The 17,910-nt window shown below is 72.8% G+C and carries 14 protein-coding genes; 5 read left to right on the top strand and 9 right to left on the bottom strand.

What is annotated here, in order from left to right; translation table 11 throughout:
- Positions 1 to 60 precede the first annotated feature (60 nt).
- Positions 61 to 633 (bottom strand): cob(I)yrinic acid a,c-diamide adenosyltransferase, encoded by a 573-nt coding sequence (locus V5O46_RS22735; protein WP_332886515.1) that lies wholly within the window; start codon positions 631 to 633, stop codon positions 61 to 63.
- Between the two features lie 596 nt (positions 634 to 1,229).
- On the opposite strand from V5O46_RS22735, the gene V5O46_RS22725 reads away from it, so the two are divergent.
- The 3 genes from V5O46_RS22725 to V5O46_RS22715 all read left to right on the top strand — a co-directional run bounded on the left by V5O46_RS22725 (position 1,230) and on the right by V5O46_RS22715 (position 5,492).
- Positions 1,230 to 2,078 (top strand): 3-hydroxyacyl-CoA dehydrogenase family protein, encoded by an 849-nt coding sequence (locus V5O46_RS22725; protein WP_332886514.1) that lies wholly within the window; start codon positions 1,230 to 1,232, stop codon positions 2,076 to 2,078.
- A 176-nt stretch (positions 2,079 to 2,254) separates the two neighbouring features.
- Entirely contained in the window at positions 2,255 to 2,578 is a 324-nt protein-coding gene (locus V5O46_RS22720) for an STAS domain-containing protein (RefSeq protein ID WP_332886513.1), read from the top strand.
- Between the two features lie 292 nt (positions 2,579 to 2,870).
- Positions 2,871 to 5,492, top strand: a complete 2,622-nt coding sequence (locus V5O46_RS22715) for an ATP-binding protein (protein WP_332886512.1) — start codon at positions 2,871 to 2,873, stop codon at positions 5,490 to 5,492.
- Between the two features lie 89 nt (positions 5,493 to 5,581).
- Here the strand turns inward: V5O46_RS22715 and nucS are convergent, their stop codons facing one another.
- The gene (nucS, locus tag V5O46_RS22710) at positions 5,582 to 6,253 is read right to left on the bottom strand and encodes an endonuclease NucS (protein WP_332886511.1); all 672 of its coding nucleotides are present in this window, start codon (positions 6,251 to 6,253) and stop codon (positions 5,582 to 5,584) included.
- Between the two features lie 267 nt (positions 6,254 to 6,520).
- Here nucS and V5O46_RS22705 point away from each other — a divergent pair, with 267 nt between their 5' ends.
- Entirely contained in the window at positions 6,521 to 6,913 is a 393-nt protein-coding gene (locus V5O46_RS22705; protein ID WP_332886510.1) for an SCO5389 family protein, read from the top strand.
- A gap of 95 nt (positions 6,914 to 7,008) precedes the next feature.
- Here the strand turns inward: V5O46_RS22705 and V5O46_RS22700 are convergent, their stop codons facing one another.
- Complete coding sequence (locus V5O46_RS22700) at positions 7,009 to 8,037, bottom strand: LLM class flavin-dependent oxidoreductase (RefSeq protein WP_332886509.1); 1,029 nt, start codon at positions 8,035 to 8,037, stop codon at positions 7,009 to 7,011.
- Positions 8,038 to 8,324: 287 nt separating this feature from the next.
- Here V5O46_RS22700 and V5O46_RS22695 point away from each other — a divergent pair, with 287 nt between their 5' ends.
- Positions 8,325 to 8,657 (top strand): ATP/GTP-binding protein, encoded by a 333-nt coding sequence (locus V5O46_RS22695; protein ID WP_332886508.1) that lies wholly within the window; start codon positions 8,325 to 8,327, stop codon positions 8,655 to 8,657.
- 193 nt (positions 8,658 to 8,850) lie between these two features.
- Here the strand turns inward: V5O46_RS22695 and V5O46_RS22690 are convergent, their stop codons facing one another.
- The 6 genes from V5O46_RS22690 to scy all read right to left on the bottom strand — a co-directional run bounded on the left by V5O46_RS22690 (position 8,851) and on the right by scy (position 17,903).
- Positions 8,851 to 9,726, bottom strand: coding sequence for an ABC transporter permease (locus tag V5O46_RS22690; RefSeq protein WP_332886507.1), 876 nt, complete (start codon positions 9,724 to 9,726; stop codon positions 8,851 to 8,853).
- Positions 9,723 to 10,898, bottom strand: a complete 1,176-nt coding sequence (locus V5O46_RS22685) for an ABC transporter ATP-binding protein (protein WP_332886506.1) — start codon at positions 10,896 to 10,898, stop codon at positions 9,723 to 9,725. Before V5O46_RS22685 ends, V5O46_RS22690 begins: the two co-directional genes overlap by 4 nt.
- A 123-nt stretch (positions 10,899 to 11,021) precedes the next feature.
- Positions 11,022 to 11,798: an ABC transporter permease gene (locus tag V5O46_RS22680; protein ID WP_332886505.1), complete on the bottom strand. Its 777-nt coding sequence runs from the start codon at positions 11,796 to 11,798 to the stop codon at positions 11,022 to 11,024.
- Positions 11,795 to 12,760, bottom strand: a complete 966-nt coding sequence (locus V5O46_RS22675; protein WP_332886504.1) for an ABC transporter ATP-binding protein — start codon at positions 12,758 to 12,760, stop codon at positions 11,795 to 11,797. Before V5O46_RS22675 ends, V5O46_RS22680 begins: the two co-directional genes overlap by 4 nt.
- 86 nt (positions 12,761 to 12,846) lie before the next feature.
- Positions 12,847 to 13,782 carry a coiled-coil domain-containing protein gene (locus V5O46_RS22670; protein ID WP_332886503.1) on the bottom strand — a complete coding sequence of 312 codons (936 nt, stop codon included), beginning with the start codon at positions 13,780 to 13,782 and terminating at the stop codon, positions 12,847 to 12,849.
- Positions 13,783 to 13,988: 206 nt separating this feature from the next.
- Positions 13,989 to 17,903 carry a polarized growth protein Scy gene (gene scy, locus V5O46_RS22665; RefSeq protein ID WP_332886502.1) on the bottom strand — a complete coding sequence of 1,305 codons (3,915 nt, stop codon included), beginning with the start codon at positions 17,901 to 17,903 and terminating at the stop codon, positions 13,989 to 13,991.
- Positions 17,904 to 17,910: the final 7 nt, after the last annotated feature.

The raw sequence follows: 17,910 nt of genomic DNA, 5'->3' as shown, positions 1-17,910 counted from the left end.
GACGGAGCCGCGGACGAGAGACGGCCCCGGCACCTTCCCCCGGGCCACCCAGCGGAGCGCCTAGCGCTCTCCGCCCGGCACCCACAGCACGTCGCCGGTCTCCTTGTTCGCCGAGCGGGCCAGGATGAACAGCAGGTCGGACAGGCGGTTGAGGTAGGTCGCCGTCAGCGGGTTCATCGTCTCGCCGTGAACCTCCAGCGCCGCCCAGGTGGCGCGCTCGGCCCTGCGGACCACCGTGCACGCCTGGTGCAGCAGGGCCGCGCCGGCCGTGCCGCCGGGGAGGATGAAGGAGCGCAGCTTCTGGAGCTCCTCGTTGAAGCGGTCGCAGTCCGCCTCCAGCCGGTCGATGTAGAACTGCTCCACCCGCAGCGGCGGGAACTCCGGGTTCTCCACCACCGGCGTGCACAGGTCGGCGCCCACGTCGAACAGGTCGTTCTGGACACGGACGAGGACCTTCACGACCTGCTCGTCCAGCCCGCCCAAGGCAATGGCGGTGCCGAGCACCGCATTCGCCTCGTTGGCGTCGGCGTACGCGGAGATCCGCAGGTCGGTCTTGGGGACCCGGCTCATGTCGCCGAGGGCGGTGGTGCCCTGGTCGCCGGTTCTCGTGTAGATGCGCGTCAGGTTGACCATGCACCCAGCGTAGTTACGCGCCCTCGGTTCGGACGACACGTGTGCCCACCGTCACGGCCGGCCCGGCGAATCCGGCCGCGACCAGGACGCCGTACGGCATGGTCCTGCAGCGAGGCGTCCGGCGAGCCCCCGTACCGCAGCTTCGGCGCGGACGGTGTGCCCTCGGCCGCGGCCGTGCCGCGGCCGTGCCGCGGCCGACGGTCACCACCCGGTCGGCGAGGACCTCGGCCTCGTCGCGGGCGAGCACCGGCGGGCGACGGTGACGGGCGCCCCGGACGACGACCCGCCGCCCGCCCTGACGGCCGGTCAGGTCAAGGGCTGCACGGCACCCTGCTGGTCACCGTCGGGCAGCGCACGGCGGCCGGCGGGAAACCGGCCGAGGTGTCCCGCGAGATGCTCGCACCGCCGGACCAGAGGGAGGAGCAGCTCAGCCGGAGGGTGCTCAACTACGCCGTACGTGGCGAAGAATGGCCCTCCCCGGTGTGATGTCCGTCATGTGAGACGTGACGCGCGTTACTAACCGGTCACACAGCCCCTCACGAACGCTAGTGTCCGCCCGAGAGGACAAGAACAGCGCGTATCAGGGGAGTCGCACAGTGGCACGGAAGCTCGCCGTCATCGGAGCCGGTCTCATGGGATCCGGTATCGCCCAGGTCTCCGCGCAGGCGGGCTGGGACGTCGTCCTGCGCGACGTCACCGACGAGGCGCTCGCGCGTGGCACCGGCGGCATCAAGGCCTCGTACGACAAGTTCGTCGCCAAGGGCAAGCTCACCGCGGAGGAGGCCGAGGCAGCCCTCGGCCGGATCACCGCGACCACCGACCTGGACGCCGCCGCCGACGCCGACGTCGTCGTCGAGGCCGTCTTCGAGAAGCTGGAAGTGAAGCACGAGATCTTCCGCGCGCTGGACAAGCTGGTGAAGGACGAGGCGATCCTCGCCTCCAACACCTCCGCCATCCCGATCACCAAGATCGCGGCCGCGACCGAGCGGCCCGAGCGCGTGGTCGGCGCGCACTTCTTCTCGCCCGTGCCGATGATGCAGCTGTGCGAGCTGGTGCGCGGCTACAAGACCAGCGACGAAACGCTCGCCACCGCACGCGACTTCGCCGAGTCCACCGGCAAGACCTGCATCGTCGTCAACCGCGACGTCGCCGGCTTCGTCACCACCCGGCTGATCTCCGCCCTCGTCGTCGAGGCCGCCAAGCTCCACGAGTCGGGCGTCGCCACCGCCGAGGACATCGACCTCGCCTGCAAGCTCGGCTTCGGCCACGCCATGGGCCCGCTGGCCACCGCCGACCTCACCGGTGTCGACATCCTGCTGCACGCCACCAGCAACATCTACACCGAGTCGCAGGACGAGAAGTTCGCCCCGCCGGAGCTGATGCGCCGGATGGTGGACGCCGGTGACATCGGCCGTAAGAGCGGGCAGGGCTTCTACAAGTACTGAGCTCCGCCATCACCCCGGCGTGCACATCACACGCCGGGGTGAATTCGGTATCGGTTCGCTTACGGGCGGCAACCTCGGGGCGTTGCACACAGTCAGAGGTTGCAACACCTCACCGCTGCCGGGCACCGGCACGACACCACACCGCGGAGTACGAGACGCACGGACGGGGAGCGCATATGTACATCAGGGGCGACCACGCCGAGCTGGTCGTCGGGGGCCGCCTCGACGTCCGCAGCGCGGCGGACGCCCGTACGGTCCTGCACACCGCCGTCGACGACGGCGTCGGCGACCTGGTCCTCGACCTGTCGGAGCTGGACTCCTGGGACGCCACCGGACTCGGCGTCATCATGGGAGCCCACCGGCGGGCCGGCCGCTGCGGCCGGCGGCTCGTGCTGCGCGGCGTACCGCCGCAGATGCAGCGGCTGCTGGTGGCCACCCGGCTGCACCGCATCCTGGCCATCGAGGGCGGCATCGGGGTGGAGACCCTGCCCCGGGTGTGACCCCAGGGCCGGGTGCACCGCCGCCGGACGGGCGCAGCGGGTGCCCCGGCGGCCGGCCCGGAGACCCGGACACCCCTCGCCGAACCGCCCGACGCACGCAATCCTCACGAGACTGTGACGTCTCGGGCGACCGCCCACCCCGGGCTGTCGGAGATACTGAGCGAAGGTTTAGGGTCTGGCTGCCCGCTGCCTTGTATCCCTCGAGCGGGCCCGGACCAGAAGCGACAGCGCAGTGTGCGGCAAGGCCGGGAGGGCTCGACGAGCACACGACGCTTTTGGGGGGCTTGAACCTATGGACCCGAACACCCCGGGACCCGAGGAGTACGGCCACGACGGTGACGGCGGCCACCCGCCGCGCCCGCGCCCGCCCAGGGACCCGCTCACACCCGACCTCGGACAGCACGCGCCGGCGCTCGCCCGCACGGTGCAGCTCGTCTCCGGCGACCTGCTGCTCACCGTCAACCCCGTCGACGGCAGCGAGATCGAACTGTGCCCGCCGGCCGAGCGGCCCGCCCCGCCGGAGAAGCTGACCGCCGCCGAACGTGCCGAGGCGGCCCGCGCCGCCCGGCCGCCCGTTCCGCCCGGACCGGCCACCCAGCCCGCGCTGCCCCTGCTGGCCCGCCAGGACGAGCGCGAACGCCTGGTCCGGCTGCTCGCCCGGGGCCGCTCCGTCCGCCTCACCGGCCCCGCCGGCTCCGGCCGCACCCGGCTCCTGGACACCGTCGCCGAGGACTGCGCCGACCTCGCACCCGACGGGGTGGTCCGGCTCAACGGCTGCCACCGCACGGCCGACGACCTCCTCCACGACCTCTTCTACGCCGTCCACCGCGCGCCCCTGCACCGCCCGGCCCGCGACGAACTCCTGGCCCTGGTCCGGGAGATCGGTGCCGTCGTCGTCCTGGACGACGCCGAGACCGGCGGTGCCGCGCTGGACGAGCTGCTGAACGCCACCCCCGAGTGCGCCTTCCTCCTCGCGGCCACCCCGGACGTGCCCGCCCCCTCCGCCGACTCCACCGTCGAGGAGGTCTTCCTCACCGGCCTCGACCGCTCCGACGGCGTCGACCTGCTGGAACACGCGGCCGACCGCTCCCTCACCGAGGACGAGGCCAACTGGGCCGGCGACCTCTGGTTCGAGTCCGAGGGACTGCCCCTGCGGTTCGTCCAGGCCGGCGCCCTGCTGCGGCAGCGCGACCGGCTGCGGGCCGGCGTCGACGCCGTCGACGAGTTCGGTGTCTTCGCCGAGGCCGCCCCCGAGGACGCCCCGCCCTACGACACCGGCGACAGCGACGACGTACCGCTGCCCGCGCTCGGCGAGGCCGCCGCGCCCGCGCCGCTGCTCGCTTCCCGGCTCAGCAGCTCCGCCCGCGCCACCCTGGAGTTCGCCGTCGCCCTCGGCGGTGAGGTCCCGCACCAGGCGCATCTGCCCGCCCTGGTCGGCGACACCCACGCCGACGCCGCCCTCGGTGAGCTGGCCGGCTGCGGACTGGTCTCGCCGGTCGGTTCCCGCTACCGGCTCGCCGCCGGGGTCCTCACCCAGCTGGACGCCGCCGGATACGGGGACGACATCCCCGGCCGGGCCCGCACCGCCGCCCGGCACTACGCCTGGTGGGCCGGACACCCCTCGGTCACCCCGGAGCGCGTCTGCGCCGAGGCCGACGCGGTGCTCGCCGCCCTCGCCGTACTGGCGCCGGTCGCCGAACCGCAGGACGGGGACGCCGAGAGCCCGGCCGTGCAGCTGGCCCGCACCGCGGCGCCCGCGTTCGCCGCCGGGCTGCACTGGAGCGCCTGGGAGCGGGCGCTGCGCTCCGGCGCCGAGGCCTCCCGGCTCGCCGGGGACGTCACCGAGCAGGCCTACTTCCACCACGAGCTCGGCATCCTCGCGCTGTGCGCGTCCGAGCTCGACCGGGCCCGCTCCGAACTGGAGACCTCCATCGGCCTGCGCGGCGCCGCCGCCGACAAGCGGGGCACCGTCGCCGGCCGGCGCGCCCTCGCCCTGGTCGCCGACCGCTCCGGGGACACCCCCGGCCTCGGCATGCCCGGTGGCGGCCCGGCCGGGATCGGCGCCCTCGCCCGTGCCGCCGCGGCCGGCGGTCTCGGTCCGACGGCGGGGGAGGAGGTGCCCGACGCCCGGCACGAGGAGTCCGCGTCGCCGTCGGCGGGCGTGCCCGCCCCGTTCCCGCCGCTGCAGCCCGCGCCGCAGCCCCCGACCCTGGTCACCCACCACGGTGCCGGCGACGGCCCCTCCCGCAAGGTGCGGGGCGGCATCAGGGGCTTCGCCCGGCGCAACCTCGTCGCGGCGGGCGCCGGTGCGATGCTCGTCGCCGTGCTCGGCACCGTGGTCACCCTCGGCGCCACCTCCGACAACGACGCCGACGACCCCTCCGGCCGGGTCGGCGTCAACCCGTCCGCCAGCCAGGGCATCGACGACGGCGACCTCGGCGCGGAACGCGCCGGCAACGACGAGGCCTCCCCGGACGACTCCGGCACCCCGTCCGGGACCCCGACCGACCCGGGCCAGGACGGCACCCCGGGCACGTCGGACGATCCGACGCCGACGAAGTCGGGGACGTCCACGGACCGGCCGGGCGGGACGCAGAGGCCGACCGATCCGGACGGGCCGGAGACGTCTCCCAAGCCGCCGGCATCTCCCGACCCCTCGACGTCCGACGGCTCGCCCGAGCCCAGCGGGAGCGAGAGCGGCCCGACCGACTCGCCCTCGCCGACGCCCAGTGGGAGCGAGAGCACGGCGACGCCGACCGACCCGGCGACGACAAGCCCCTCCACCACCGACTCCGCCGGCGGCACCTCCAGCCCCCCGGCGGAGGCCAGCGGCTCCGCCAGTGCCCCGGAGACCGCCACCACCAGTTCCGGCACCCCGAGCGACGCGGGATCGGCCACTGGCCAGATCATCTGAGGCAACCCGGGCCGGGCCGGCACCACCCGCGTCCGCACCCAACAGGAGGGCCGGGCCCCGAAAGGGGACCCGGCTTTCTCGAACCGCGTTCAGAACAGCCGCAGCTTGTCGTCCTCGATGCCGCGCAGGGCGTCGTAGTCCAGCACCTGGCAGCCGATGCCGCGGTCGGTGGCGAGCACGCGGGCCTGCGGCTTGATCTCCTGCGCCGCGAAGACGCCGCGCACCGGGGCGAGATGCGGGTCGCGGTTCAACAGCTCGAGATATCGGGTGAGTTGCTCCACGCCGTCGATCTCACCGCGCCGCTTGATCTCGACCGCCACGGTCTGCCCGTCGGCGTCCCGGCACAGGATGTCGACCGGGCCGATCGCGGTCGGGTACTCGCGGCGGATCAGGGTGTACCCCTCGCCGAGTGTCTCGATGCGGTCGGCGAGCAGCTCCTGCAGGTGCGCCTCCACACCGTCCTTGATCAGACCGGGGTCGACGCCCAGCTCGTGCGAGGAGTCGTGGAGCACTTCCTCCATCGTGATGATGAGCTTCTCGCCCGCCTTGTTGACGACGGTCCACACACCCTCCTCGTCGCCGGTGCCCTCCTTCAGGGTGCACGGCGGCGACATCCAGTTGAGGGGCTTGTAGGCCCGGTCGTCGGCGTGGATCGAGACGCTGCCGTCGGCCTTGACCAGGATCAGGCGGGGGGCCGAGGGGAGGTGGGCGGTGAGCCGCCCGGCGTAGTCCACGGAGCAGCGGGCAATGACGAGACGCATGGTCGGCAACGCTACTCGACGCGCCCGTCCCGACGCGATTCTGCTACGGAGGGCGCCCCACTTCTCCCTCTAAGCCCCTAGTTGAGCACTGGCCGATTGTGTGCCTACGGGATATTGCCCATCTGCGCATTCTCCTGGTGCCGTCACCGTCGGTTGCTTACGGTATTGAACGGGAGGTCGCGAGATGCGTACGCAGCGTGTTCGAAATCGCGAACTCCCTTTACTGTCCGGCAACCCCTGCTTCTCGGGGGTGCGAGAGGAGAACCCATGTCGCTCGACGTCTCACCGGCCCTACTCGAACAGGCCGAGCGAGGCGAGGTCGACGAAGCTGACTTCGTCGACTGCGTCCGGACCTCCCTGCCCTACGCATGGGAGATGATCAGCTCCCTGGTGGCACAGCTGAAGGTCGACGGTGGACAGTTCGCCGACAACCAGACGCCCCCGCCGGACGAGCAGGCACGCGGTCAGCTGCTGCGTGCGCTCGCGAGTGACGCGATACGCGGCGCACTGCAACGGCACTTCGGTGTGCGGCTGGCCTTCCAGAACTGCCACCGGGTGGCGGTGTTCCCGCCCGACTCCTCGGTCGACGAGACGCTGACCCGCTTCACCTCGGTACGCAGTCAGCTGCTGAACCAGTCGCCGGAGCTGCGCGACTGCTGACGCGGACCGACGCCCGCTTGCCGCTCCGTACGCGGGAGGTGCAGTCATCACCGGAGCGGCAAGCTCTTTGGGAAGCGATGGCGCCGTCGGTGGGGTCAGTGGAGCTGGGGGAGTACTTCCGAGCCCAGCCGCCGTACGTTCTCCTCGGTGGCCGCGAGGTCTCCCGAGCCCTCGACCAGCAGCGCGAACCGGGTGACACCGGTCCGCTCGCTGGTCGCCGCCAGCCGGTCGGCGCACAGCCGGGGGGTGCCCACGGGGTGCAGCCCGCAGAGCAGTTCGGTGTACGCCAGCGGGTCGCGCATCTGCCGGACCCGGCCGTCGACCGTGACATGCGCGTCGAGCCCCTGCCGCAGCCAGCCCGGCATCGCCTTGAGCAGGGTCTCCGCGGCGTCCGCGCGGCGGTCGGCGATCTGGCAGACGCCGGCCGAGACATGGGCCGCGGTCCTGATCTCCTCGGCGGGCCGCCCGGCGGCGCGTGCATGCCGCCGCCAGAGGGCGACCATCTCGGCCTTCTCCTCGTCCCCGACGTGCATGCCCAGCAGCATCGGCAGGCCACGCTCGGCCGCCAGCCGCACACTCGCCGGAGAGGTGCAGGCGAGGACGACCTCCGGGCCCGGGACATCCGCCAGCGCCTCCGACGGCCGGGGGACGACGGGGACCTCGCGGAACCGGAAGCGGTCCCCGAGGGCGCCGACCGACGGTTCCCGCAGCCAGCGCAGCAGCAGGTCGAGGCTGTCCGGGAACCCGCTCTCGTACGCCGCCAGGCCGGTGCCGAAGACCTCCAGGTCGACCCAGGGGCCGCCGCGGCCGACGCCCAGCGAGAACCGCCCGCCGCTGGTCAGATGGAGCAGCGCGGCCTGCTCGCCGAGGGCCACGGGGTGGGCGGTGGGCAGTACGCTGACCGCTGTGCCGACCCGGATGCGGCGGGTGCGGCCCAGCAGTAACGCGGCCAGGGTGACGGCGGACGGGCAGGTGCCGTACGGCACGAAGTGGTGCTCGGCGAGCCACACCGAGTCCAGCCCGGCCTCCTCGGCGACCTCGGCCGAGCGGACCGCGCGGTGCAGCGCCTCCCCCTGGCCCTGACCCGGGAACTGGGCCGCCAACACGAAACTTCCAACGCGCATTGCTTTTCCTGCTTCCTCGGCTCCGACACGGAGCTCCCCCACTCGGCATAACCGCCTGACACGTGCCGAGGACACGGCCGAACGAAGGAATTTGCGGATTGTCTGCCGAACGGGCCGTCGTCGAGGGCCCGTTGCGGCCTCCGATGCGCCTCCGGCCTGCGTCGCCGGTCCCGTGGAGGGTCCGCGTACGGGCGAATCGCGGTCATGGGCGGCGTACGGGTGCCCATGACCGGGCCGCGTAGGCTGGTAACGGTCCGTACTTCCTGTATAGCCCCGTGAGGTGTGCTGTGTCCCCGCGTCGCAACCGACCCAAGGGAGCCGGAGCGTCCGGCCGGAGCGCCGAGGACGAACGCCCCGGCCGCTACGGCGGCTGGCAGTCCTCGGAGCGCTGGCAGGGCGAGGACTGGAACGTGCGGCATGTGGCGGGCGCGAGCGCGCAGGGCAAGTCCTACCGCTGCCCCGGCTGCGACCAGATGATCCCGGACGGTGTCCCGCACGTAGTGGCCTGGCCCGACCACGCGGGTGTCGACGACCGCCGGCACTGGCACAAGGCGTGCTGGAACGCCAGAGACCGCCGCACCTCGCAGATGCAGCGGTCCCGTAACACGCCGAGGTTCTGAGCAGGTCGGGCGAAGTCCGCTGTGCTTCGGCAGCGCCCCGAAGGGGCGCGGGGAACTGCGCGACCAGCCACGATGCCGCCGCAGACGAGCGACGGCACAGCGCGGCACTTCCAGCGGAGCGCTTGGCCTCCCGCCGGCCCGTGGGGAGGTCCGGTACGCCGAAGTCCGGTCGGCGGGCGTCCGGTCGCGCCGGTCACACGTCGCGCTTCTCCAGCAGGGCGAAGGCGCCCGCCAGCGCGGCGGCCGTGACCACCAGCATGATCCACAGCGGGTCCCAGCCGGACGGCCCGGAGTCGCTGAGCGAGTTGGCGTAGAAGATGCTCAGCTGGTTGGGGATCGAGTACTCGAACAGCGCCTGCTGCACGTCCCGCAGCGACTCCGCGAACATGAACAGCGCCATCACCAGCGGGGCCAGCACAGCACCGATCATGATGGTGATGGCGCCCGCCGAGTGCCGGACGATCGAGCCGACGGCGAGCGAGAGCAGCCCCAGCAGGGCGATGTACAGGGAGATCCCGACGGTGCCCTTGAACCACTCCCCGCCGGTGGGCTCCGCTGCGCCCTGGCCCTCCAGCATGGCCACATGGACGAGGGCGACGAGGGAGGCGGACACCAGCGTCACCACGAACGCGACCAGGAAGAAGACGATTCCCTTCGCCGCCAGCACCCGCCCGCGCGAGGGGCAGGCCACCATGGTGGTGCGGATCATGCCCGTGCCGTACTCGGAGGCGGTGGTCAGCACGCCGAGCGTGATCACGCACATGCTGCCGAGCAGCAGCCCGAAGAAGCCCAGACCCAGCGCCGACTCGCCACCCAGGTCCTGGTCGGAGGCGGACACCAGGGCGCCGGTCAGCAGCCCGATGCCGACGACCAGCAGGACGAGCACGCCCAGCGTCCACATCGTCGAGCGCACGGACTTGATCTTCGTCCACTCGGAGGCGACCGCGTGCAGCAGATGGGTGCGCACCACCGGGATGGGCGAGGTGTAGGAGGGGTACGACGCGCCGGGCGCCGTCTGCCAGTCGGGCGCGGGCGCGGACTGCGGCATCGGGGGCTGGGGCGTGCTCATCGGGCGTCCTCGGGCTTGGTCGGGTCGGTGGCGGGGACGGGGGCGGGAGCGGGCGCGCCCGGGGTCGGCGACTGGGCGTACGGGGCCGGCGACTGGGCGTACGGGTTGGCCGGGGCGGCCTGCGGGGCCGCCGGCTGCGGGCCGCCCTGCTGGGGCGGCGGCGGGGCGTACCAGCCCGGCTGGCCCTGACCGGGCACCGGCATGGGCGGCTGGGCGCCGGGCGGCAGCGGCTGCTGCAGTCCCGCCTTCTGGTCGACGGTCGAGCGGTAGTCGACGGCGCCCTGCGTCATCCGCATGTACGCCTCCTCCAGCGAGGCCTGGTGCGGCGAGAGCTCCCACAGCCGGACGCCGGTGTCGTGCGCGATGTCGCTGATACGGGGCAGCGGCAGCCCGGTCACCCGCAGCGCGCCGTCCTGCTCGGGCAGCACCTGGCCGCCGGCCTCGGCCAGCGCGGAGGAGAGCTTCTCGCGCCCCTGGGGCTCGGTGTCGGGGGTGCGGACGCGGGCGAAGTCGGCGGAGTTGGCCGAGATGAAGTCCTTCACGCTCATGTCGGCGAGCAGCTGGCCGCGCCCGATGACGATGAGATGGTCGGCGGTGAGCGCCATCTCGCTCATCAGGTGGCTGGAGACGAAGACCGTCCGGCCCTCCGCGGCCAGGGCCTTCATCAGGTTGCGCACCCAGAGGATGCCCTCCGGGTCCAGTCCGTTGACCGGCTCGTCGAACAGCAGCACCTGGGGGTCGCCGAGCAGCGCGGCCGCGATGCCGAGGCGCTGGCCCATACCGAGTGAGAAGCCCTTGGAGCGCTTCCTGGCCACGTCCTGCAGACCGACCACGCCCAGCACCTCGTCCACGCGCCGCGCCGGGATGCCGGAGAGCTGGGCCAGGCTGAGCAGGTGGTTGCGGGCGGCCCGGCCGCCGTGCACGGCCTTGGCGTCCAGCAGCGCCCCGACCTGGCGGGGGGCGTTGGGCAGCCTGCGGTAGGGGTAGCCGCCGATGGTGACATGGCCCGCGGTCGGGTTGTCCAGACCGAGGATCATCCGCATCGTCGTGGACTTGCCCGAGCCGTTCGGTCCGAGAAAGCCGGTGACGGCGCCGGGCCGCACCTGGAAGGAAAGGTTGTACACAGCGGTCTTGTCGCCGTAGCGCTTGGTCAGGCCGACTGCCTCGATCATGCTCCGCACCCATCGAAAGGTTCAGGACAGCGGGGCACACGCCCCCGTAAGGGTTAGGAGGATATCCGGGCGCTGACGGTTCCGTTCAAGCCCGGGCAAAATCCAGCCCCGGGCGATCCGCTCCTACGCATCCCGTTTCTTCAGCACCACGTACCCGCCGATCAGCGCCGCGATCACCCACAGCACCATGATGCCGAAGCCGCCCCACGGTCCGTACGGGGTGTCGTCGTCGAGCGGCGGGACCACCTGCATGATCTTGCTGCCGGCCTGGTCGGGCAGATACTGACCGACCGCCCGCGTCGCGTCGACGCCGCCGAGGATGTTGGAGATCAGGAAGAAGAACGGCATCAGGATGCCGAGCGAGAGCATCGGCGAGCGCAGCATCGCGGCGACGCCCATCGAGAACACCGCAATCAGTGTCATGTACAGGCCGCCGCCGATGACCGCGCGCAGCACTCCGTCGTCGCCGATCGACGCCCCGAGGTCGCCGAGCATCGCCTGCCCCAGGAAGAAGGTGGCGAAGCTGGTGGCCATGCCGACGACCAGGGCCAGCGCGGCCGCCACCGCGATCTTGCTGAACAGGAAGGTGCCGCGCTGCGGCACGGCGGCCAGCGAGGTGCGGATCATGCCGGTGCTGTACTCGTTCGCCACCACCAGCACCCCGAACACGATCATCGCCAGCTGTCCGAGGCTCATCCCGGCGAAGCTGATGAAGGTCGGGTCGAAGGCCAGCTGGTCCCGTGCGCCGAGATTGTCGAACTCGTTCCTCGACAGTGCCGAGATCAGGATGCCGAGCCCGATGGTGACCACCACGGCGAGCGACAGCGTCCACACCGTGGACGCGACCGACCGGATCTTCGTCCATTCGGACCGCACGACCTGCGTCGCCGCCATGCTCATCGCTTCCTCCAGTCGCTGCCCCACGCCTGCTGCGGCCGCTGCAGGCCCGAGGGCTGCGCGTCGTGCGCGTGGTACTCCACCGACTCCGCGGTCAGCTGCATGAACGCCTCCTCCAGCGAGGCCCGCTGCGGACTCAGCTCATGCAGCACGACCTGGTGCCGCGCGGCCAGCTCGCCGACCGTCTCGGACTTGTCACCGTCCACCTCCAGCACCTCGGCGCCGCTCTGCACCGCGGTGATCCCGGCGCTGTGCAGCACATCGAGCAGCCGCTCGCGCTGCGGGGTGCGGATCCGCACGTACGAACGCGAGTTCTCGGCGATGAAGTCGGCCATCGACGTGTCGGCGAGCAGCCGGCCCTGTCCGATGACCACCAGATGGTCCGCGGTCAGCGCCATCTCGCTCATCAGATGGGAGGAGACGAACACCGTCCGGCCCTGCGCGGCGAGCGACTTCATCAGGTTCCGGATCCAGTGGATACCCTCGGGGTCGAGGCCGTTGACCGGCTCGTCGAACATCAGGATCCGCGGGTCGCCGAGCAGGGCGGCGGCGATGCCGAGCCGCTGGCCCATGCCCATCGAGAAGCCCTTGGTCTTCTTCTTCGCCACCGCCGTCAGCCCGACGGTGTCCAGCACCTCGCGCACCCGGTGCTGCGGGATGCCGTTGCTCTGCGCCAGACACAGCAGATGGTTGTAGGCGCTGCGCCCGCCGTGCCAGGCCTTGGCCTCCAGCAGGGCGCCGACGTAGGTCAGCGGGTCCCTGAGCTGGTCGTAGTGCTTGCCGTCGATCCGGACGTCCCCCGCGGTGGGCCGGTCGAGGCCCAGCACCATGCGCATCGTGGTCGACTTGCCCGCGCCGTTGGGTCCGAGGAAGCCCGTGATGATGCCCGGTCGCACGGTGAAGGACAGATTGTTGACCGCCATCTTCTCGCCGTACCGCTTGGTCAGCCCCTCCAGCTCGATCATGCCGACCACGCTAGAACGTGGCGGAGCCCTCTGCCACCCCGGTGACAGAGGGCTCCGCCGAAGTTCGGCAGCCGGTACGCCGGGCGTTACCGGGACTGCTGGGCCGGCACCCCGCGGGAGATCGGCTCGTCCTCGGCCGGTGTACCGGCGGCGGCCACCGCGGCACCGGTGAGCGTCGCCAGCATCTCGCGGACGTTGGTCAGCTGCGCGTTGATGGAGTCGCGGCGGTTGGTCAGCGCCGCCAGCTCGCGCTCCGACTCCGAACGGATCCGGTCCGCCTTGGCGTTGGCGTCGGCCACGATGTCCTCGGCCTGGCGCTGCGCCGTCTCCACGGTCTGGCGGGCGCGGCGCTCGGCGTCGGTGCGCAGCTTCTCCGCCTCCAGACGCAGCTGCTCCGCACGGTGCTCGATCTCGGCGAGGCGCTTCTCGGCCTTGGCCTGACGGGAGGCCAGGTCGCGCTCGGACTGCTCGCGGCGCTTGGCGAGGTTCGTCTCGAAGTCGGCGGCGGCCTGAGCGGCCTTGGCACGGGTCTCCTCGAAGAGGGCGTCCGCCTCCTCGCGCTTGGACTGCGCGTCCTTCTGTGCCTCGGCGCGCAGCGCGGAGGCGTCCGTCTTGGCCTTCTCGACGATCCGTACGCCCTCGTCCTCGGCCTTGGTCTTGCGCTCGGCGGCGTAGCTCTCCGCGTCGTTGCGCACCTGCTGGGCGGCCGACTCGGCGAGCTCGCGGTGCTGCTCGGCCGCGCGCCGGGCCTCCTCGCGCAGGTCCTTCGCCTCTTCCTCGGCGAGGCGCAGGATCTTCTCGACCCGGGCGCCGAGACCCGCGTACGACGGCTCGGCGTCGTTGATCTGGGCCTGGGCGTTCTGCGTCTCGAGGTGAAGCTCCTCGATGCGCTTCTCCAGAGCGGTGATGCGGGTGAGAGCGCTGTCACGGTCGGAGACGAGCTTGGAGATACGTTCGTCCACCTGAGCGCGGTCGTACCCACGCCGCACAAGCTCGAAGCCGTAGGGGGAAGTGTCGCTCATGGGGTTCCTGTCGAAAGAGACCGGTGAGGTGATAGGGGAATCCTAGGGGCCAAGACGGCGTGTCATCGAGCGGATGCGTGTTTGATCTGGAGAATGACACCCCTTTTGAGTGGCTAACCAGCGGGCGGCTTGCCAAGTCCTGGGCCGAAGACCTCGACCCATACATGGTCAAAGGCCTCAAGCAGACACGGAATTCGCCCCACGCGCTACCCCTCCGACGACTTGCCACCCGAACGAGGGGCCCCCACGGTGGCGCCCGCCTTGACCCCGCCGTCCTTGCCGCCCGCCGGTGCCTCGAACGACTCCAGCGCCTCCAGCACGTCCTGCACCCGGGAGATCTCCGCGTTGATGTCCTCGCGGCGCCGCACCAGGGTCTCCAGCTCGCGCTTGCCCTCCTCGACCGTGCGCTCCGCCTCGCGGACCGCCTCGGCCTTGACCTCCTCGGCCTCCCTGACCAGCGTGGCCTTCTTCTGCTCGGCCTCCTTCAGCAGCCCCTCGGCCTTCTTCACGGCGGCGATGCGCACCTTGCCGGCCTCCGAGTTGGCCTCGGAGACGATCTCCTTGGCCTTCGCCTCGGCCTTGGCGAGCTGCTCCTCCGCGGCCTTCACCAGCGCGTCGCAGCGGTCGCCGGCGGACTTCATCGTCTCCGCAGCCTCCCGGCGGGCCCGCTCGTGCAGCTCCTCGATCTCGGCGGTGAGCCGGTCGCGCAGCTCCTCCGCCCGCTCCCTTATCGCGGTCGCGTCCCGGCGCGCGCCGACCAGCAGCTCGTCCGCGTCCGTACGAGCCTTCTCCACCCGGGAGTTGCCGTCGACCGTCGCCTCGGAGACGATCCGCTCGGCCTCCTTGCGGGCGGCGCCCACCATGGTGTCGGCCTGCGACTCGGCGTCCGCGGTGGTCTTCTGGGCCTGCTGCTGCGCCTCGGAGAGCAGCTTGTCGGCCTCGGCCGTGGTCTCCGTGATCAGCTTGTCGACCTGCTCGGCCGCCTCCGAACGCCGCTTGTTGGCGTCCTTGCGGGCCTCGTCCAGGGTGTGGTCGGCCTCGTCGCGGGCGGCCGTCGTCAGCCGCTCGGCCTCCGCCGCCGCCTCCGCCCCGGCCCGCTCGGCCTCGGCGCGGACCCGCTCGGCGTGGCTCTGCGCCGAGCCGACCGTCTCGGCGGCCTCGGCGCGGAGCCGCTCCGCCTCCCCGGTGGCCTCCGCGACCAGCTGCTCGGCCCGGGCGCTCGCCTCGGACCGCACCCGCTCGGCCGCCTCGGCGGCCTCGGTACGGAGCCGCTCCGCCTCCTCGGCCGCCTCGGTGCGGACCCGGTCCGTCTCGGCCGCGGTCTCCGTGGTGAGCCGCTCCGCCTCCGAACGGGCCTCGGTGATCAGGGTGTCCGCCTGCGTCGCCGCGTCGGAGCGGATGCGGTTGGCGTCCTCGCGGGCGTCCGCCCGGGTGCGGGAGGCGCTCTGCTCGGCCTCGGCGATGGCCTCCGAGGCCTCCGCGCGCACCCGCTGGGCGTGCTCGGAGGCGTCCGCGCGGAGCCGGTCCGCCTCCGCGATCGCCTCGGACATCGTCCGCTCGGCCAGCGACTTGGCGGCCTCCGACTCGTCCTGCGCCTCGCGCCGCAGCCGGGTCGCGTCCTCGCTCGCCCGCTCCCGCTCCGCATAGGCGTCGGCGCGGACCCGGTCCGCCTCCTCCCCGGCCTCCCGCCGGGCGCGCTCGGCGGCGTGCTCGGCCGCGCTGCGCAGCCCGGCGATCTCCTCCTGCGCCTGCTCGTGCAGCCCGGTGACGGAGTCCCGCACCTGCTGGGCGTGCTGCTCGGCGGCCGACACCATCTCCGTGGCCCGCCGGTCCGCCTCCTCGACCAGCCGGGTCGCTTCGGCCTGCGCCTCCTCCACGCGGTTGCGTGCCGAGGCGAGCAGCTCCTCGCTCTGCTCGCGGGCACGCTCGCGCTCCCGGTCGGCCTCCTCCCGCGCGGCGCCGAGCAGCTCCTCGGCCTCCCGGCGGCGCCGGGAGGCCTCCTCCTGCGCGGCGGCCAGCGCCTCCGACGCCTCGGCGGCGATCCGCTCGGCCGCCGACTGCGCCTCCGCACGCACCCGGCCGGCGCTCTCCTGCGCCTCCGACTTCAGCCGCTCGGCCTCGCTCGCCGCCTCGGACCGCAGCCGGACGGCGACGGACTCGCCCTCGGCACGGGCCGCGGAGGCGTCCGAGGCGGCCTCGGTACGCAGCCGCTCGGCCTCCGCCTCGGCCTGCTGCTGCAGTGCCCGGATCCGCTCGGCGGCCTCCGCGCGCAGCCGCTCGGCCTCCTCGCCGGCCTCCCGGCGGATCCGCGCCGCCTCCTCACGGGCCTCGGTCAGCGCCTCCTCGGCCGCCGAGCGGCGCTCCTCGGCCTCCGTCTGCAGCCGGGTCAGCTCCTCGGCGGCCTCCGAGCGCCGGGCCTCGACCGCGCGCTCGGTCTCCTCGTGCAGCTCGCGGGCGGCCCGCTCGGCGTCCGCCTGGACCGCCTCGGCCTGCTCGGCGGCCTCCGCGCGGTGCCGCTCGGCCTCCGCGCGGGTGCGCTCCAGGGTCTCCTCGGCCTGCCGGCGCAGCGTCGTCGCCCGCTCGATCGCCTCGGTGCGGACCTTCTCGCTGTCCGTGGTCGCGCTCTGCCGCAGCTCGTCGGCGTCCGCCCGGGCCTTGGCGAGCAGCTCTTCGGCGGACTTCGCCGCCTCCTCGATCTGCGCCACGGCCTCCTTGCGGGCCTCCGCGCGGATCCTCTCGCCCTCGGCGACCGCGTCGGCACGCAGCTGCTCGGCCTCGCCGCGCAGCCGGCGGGCCTCCTCCTGCAGCTCGACCGTCTTGGCCCGGTACTCCTTGGTGTCGTCCTTGGCCGCGCCCTTGAGCTGCTCGGCGATGTCGTGTGCCTCGGCACGCAGCCGGTCCGCCTCGGACTCGGCCTCCCGGCGGATGCGCTCGGCCTCCTCGGCGGCGGCCTTGGTGGTCTCCTTGGCCTCGTCGGACGCCTTGTTGAGCACCTCCTCGGCGGTCCTGGCGGCCTTGGACAGCTGGGTGGCGGACTCCTCGGCGGTGACCGCGCGTGCGTTCTCCGAGGCCTCCGCGACGATCTTCTCGGCCTCGGCGCGGGCGTCCGCGACCAGCTGCTCGGCCTCCGCCCTGGTGGACTCCGCCTCCTTGGTGGCCTCGCTGACCAGCCGGGCGACCTGCTCCTTCGCCGTCCGGGTGCGCTGCTCGTTGGTCGACTCGGCGCTCGCCAGGGCCTTGGCGGCGCTCTCCTCGGCCTGGGTGACCAGCTTCTCGGCCTCGGTCTGCGCCTTGCGCAGCGCCTCCTCGGCCTCGGCCATCCGCTCCTCGGCGGCGCGGCCGAGCTCCTGGGACCGGCGACGGGTGTCCTCGGACTCGCTCGCCGTCGAGCTGCGCAGCTGCTCGGCGTGGTCGGTGGCCTCCTGGGCCTGGGTGGAGGCGGCGTTCAGCAGCCGCTCGGCGTCCGTGCGGGCGCGGCGCAGGAGCTGCTCGGCCTCCGCGCGGGCGCTCTCGGCGTCGCTCTGCAGCCGCTGGCGGGCCTCGGCGGTGAGCCGCTCGGCCTCCTCGCGGGCCGCGGTCATCGCCTGCTCGGCCTCGGCCCGGGACTCCTCCAGCAGCCTGCGGGCCTGCTGCTCGGTGCGGGCGCGCAGCTGCTCCGCCCAGGCCACGTTCTCGTTGACGTGGGACTCGACGGTCTGCCGGCGTTCGGCCAGCTCCTGGTCGAGCTGCTGGCGCCGGGTCACCGCCTCCTGGTGCAGCTCCGCCTGGAGCCGGGCCGCCTGCTCGGCGTGCTCCTGGAGGATGCGCTGGGTCTGTGCGCGGGCCTGGCTCAGCTCGCGCTCGGCGTCCGCGCGCAGCTGGTCGGCCTGCATCTGCGCGTTCCGGAGGAGCTGTTCGGCCTGGTATCCGAGGTCGCCGCCGTCGTAGGCGGGCCGGGACATGATGGTGCGCCGTGCCTCGTGCAGCTTGGCCCGCAGCACCTCGACCTGGTAGCCGAGGTCCTCGGCGTGCTGGATCGCCTTTTCCCGCTCGGTCTTCAGCCGCTTCATCTCGGCCTCGAACCGAGAGAGGTGGTCGACGTCAGCCGCCGGCTCTCGCTCCTGGCTCTCGTAGCCCCGCACTGCGCGG

It is taken from the genome of Streptomyces poriticola (assembly GCF_036689765.1).
Lineage (GTDB): Bacteria > Actinomycetota > Actinomycetes > Streptomycetales > Streptomycetaceae > Streptomyces > Streptomyces poriticola.
This window is presented reverse-complemented; position numbering and strand designations above follow the sequence as displayed.

Excerpts from the sequence above, each read along its gene's own strand:
- V5O46_RS22675 (WP_332886504.1), bottom strand. The coding sequence starts at position 12,760 with ATGATCGAGCTGGAGGGGCTGACCAAGCGGTACGGCGAGAAGATGGCG.
- nucS (WP_332886511.1), bottom strand. The coding sequence starts at position 6,253 with ATGCGTCTCGTCATTGCCCGCTGCTCCGTGGACTACGCCGGGCGGCTC.
- V5O46_RS22690 (WP_332886507.1), bottom strand. The coding sequence starts at position 9,726 with ATGAGCACGCCCCAGCCCCCGATGCCGCAGTCCGCGCCCGCGCCCGAC.
- V5O46_RS22715 (WP_332886512.1), top strand. The coding sequence starts at position 2,871 with ATGGACCCGAACACCCCGGGACCCGAGGAGTACGGCCACGACGGTGAC.
- V5O46_RS22680 (WP_332886505.1), bottom strand. The coding sequence starts at position 11,798 with ATGAGCATGGCGGCGACGCAGGTCGTGCGGTCCGAATGGACGAAGATC.
- V5O46_RS22720 (WP_332886513.1), top strand. The coding sequence starts at position 2,255 with ATGTACATCAGGGGCGACCACGCCGAGCTGGTCGTCGGGGGCCGCCTC.
- V5O46_RS22685 (WP_332886506.1), bottom strand. The coding sequence starts at position 10,898 with ATGATCGAGGCAGTCGGCCTGACCAAGCGCTACGGCGACAAGACCGCT.
- V5O46_RS22705 (WP_332886510.1), top strand. The coding sequence starts at position 6,521 with ATGTCGCTCGACGTCTCACCGGCCCTACTCGAACAGGCCGAGCGAGGC.
- V5O46_RS22735 (WP_332886515.1), bottom strand. The coding sequence starts at position 633 with ATGGTCAACCTGACGCGCATCTACACGAGAACCGGCGACCAGGGCACC.
- V5O46_RS22700 (WP_332886509.1), bottom strand. The coding sequence starts at position 8,037 with ATGCGCGTTGGAAGTTTCGTGTTGGCGGCCCAGTTCCCGGGTCAGGGC.
- V5O46_RS22670 (WP_332886503.1), bottom strand. The coding sequence starts at position 13,782 with ATGAGCGACACTTCCCCCTACGGCTTCGAGCTTGTGCGGCGTGGGTAC.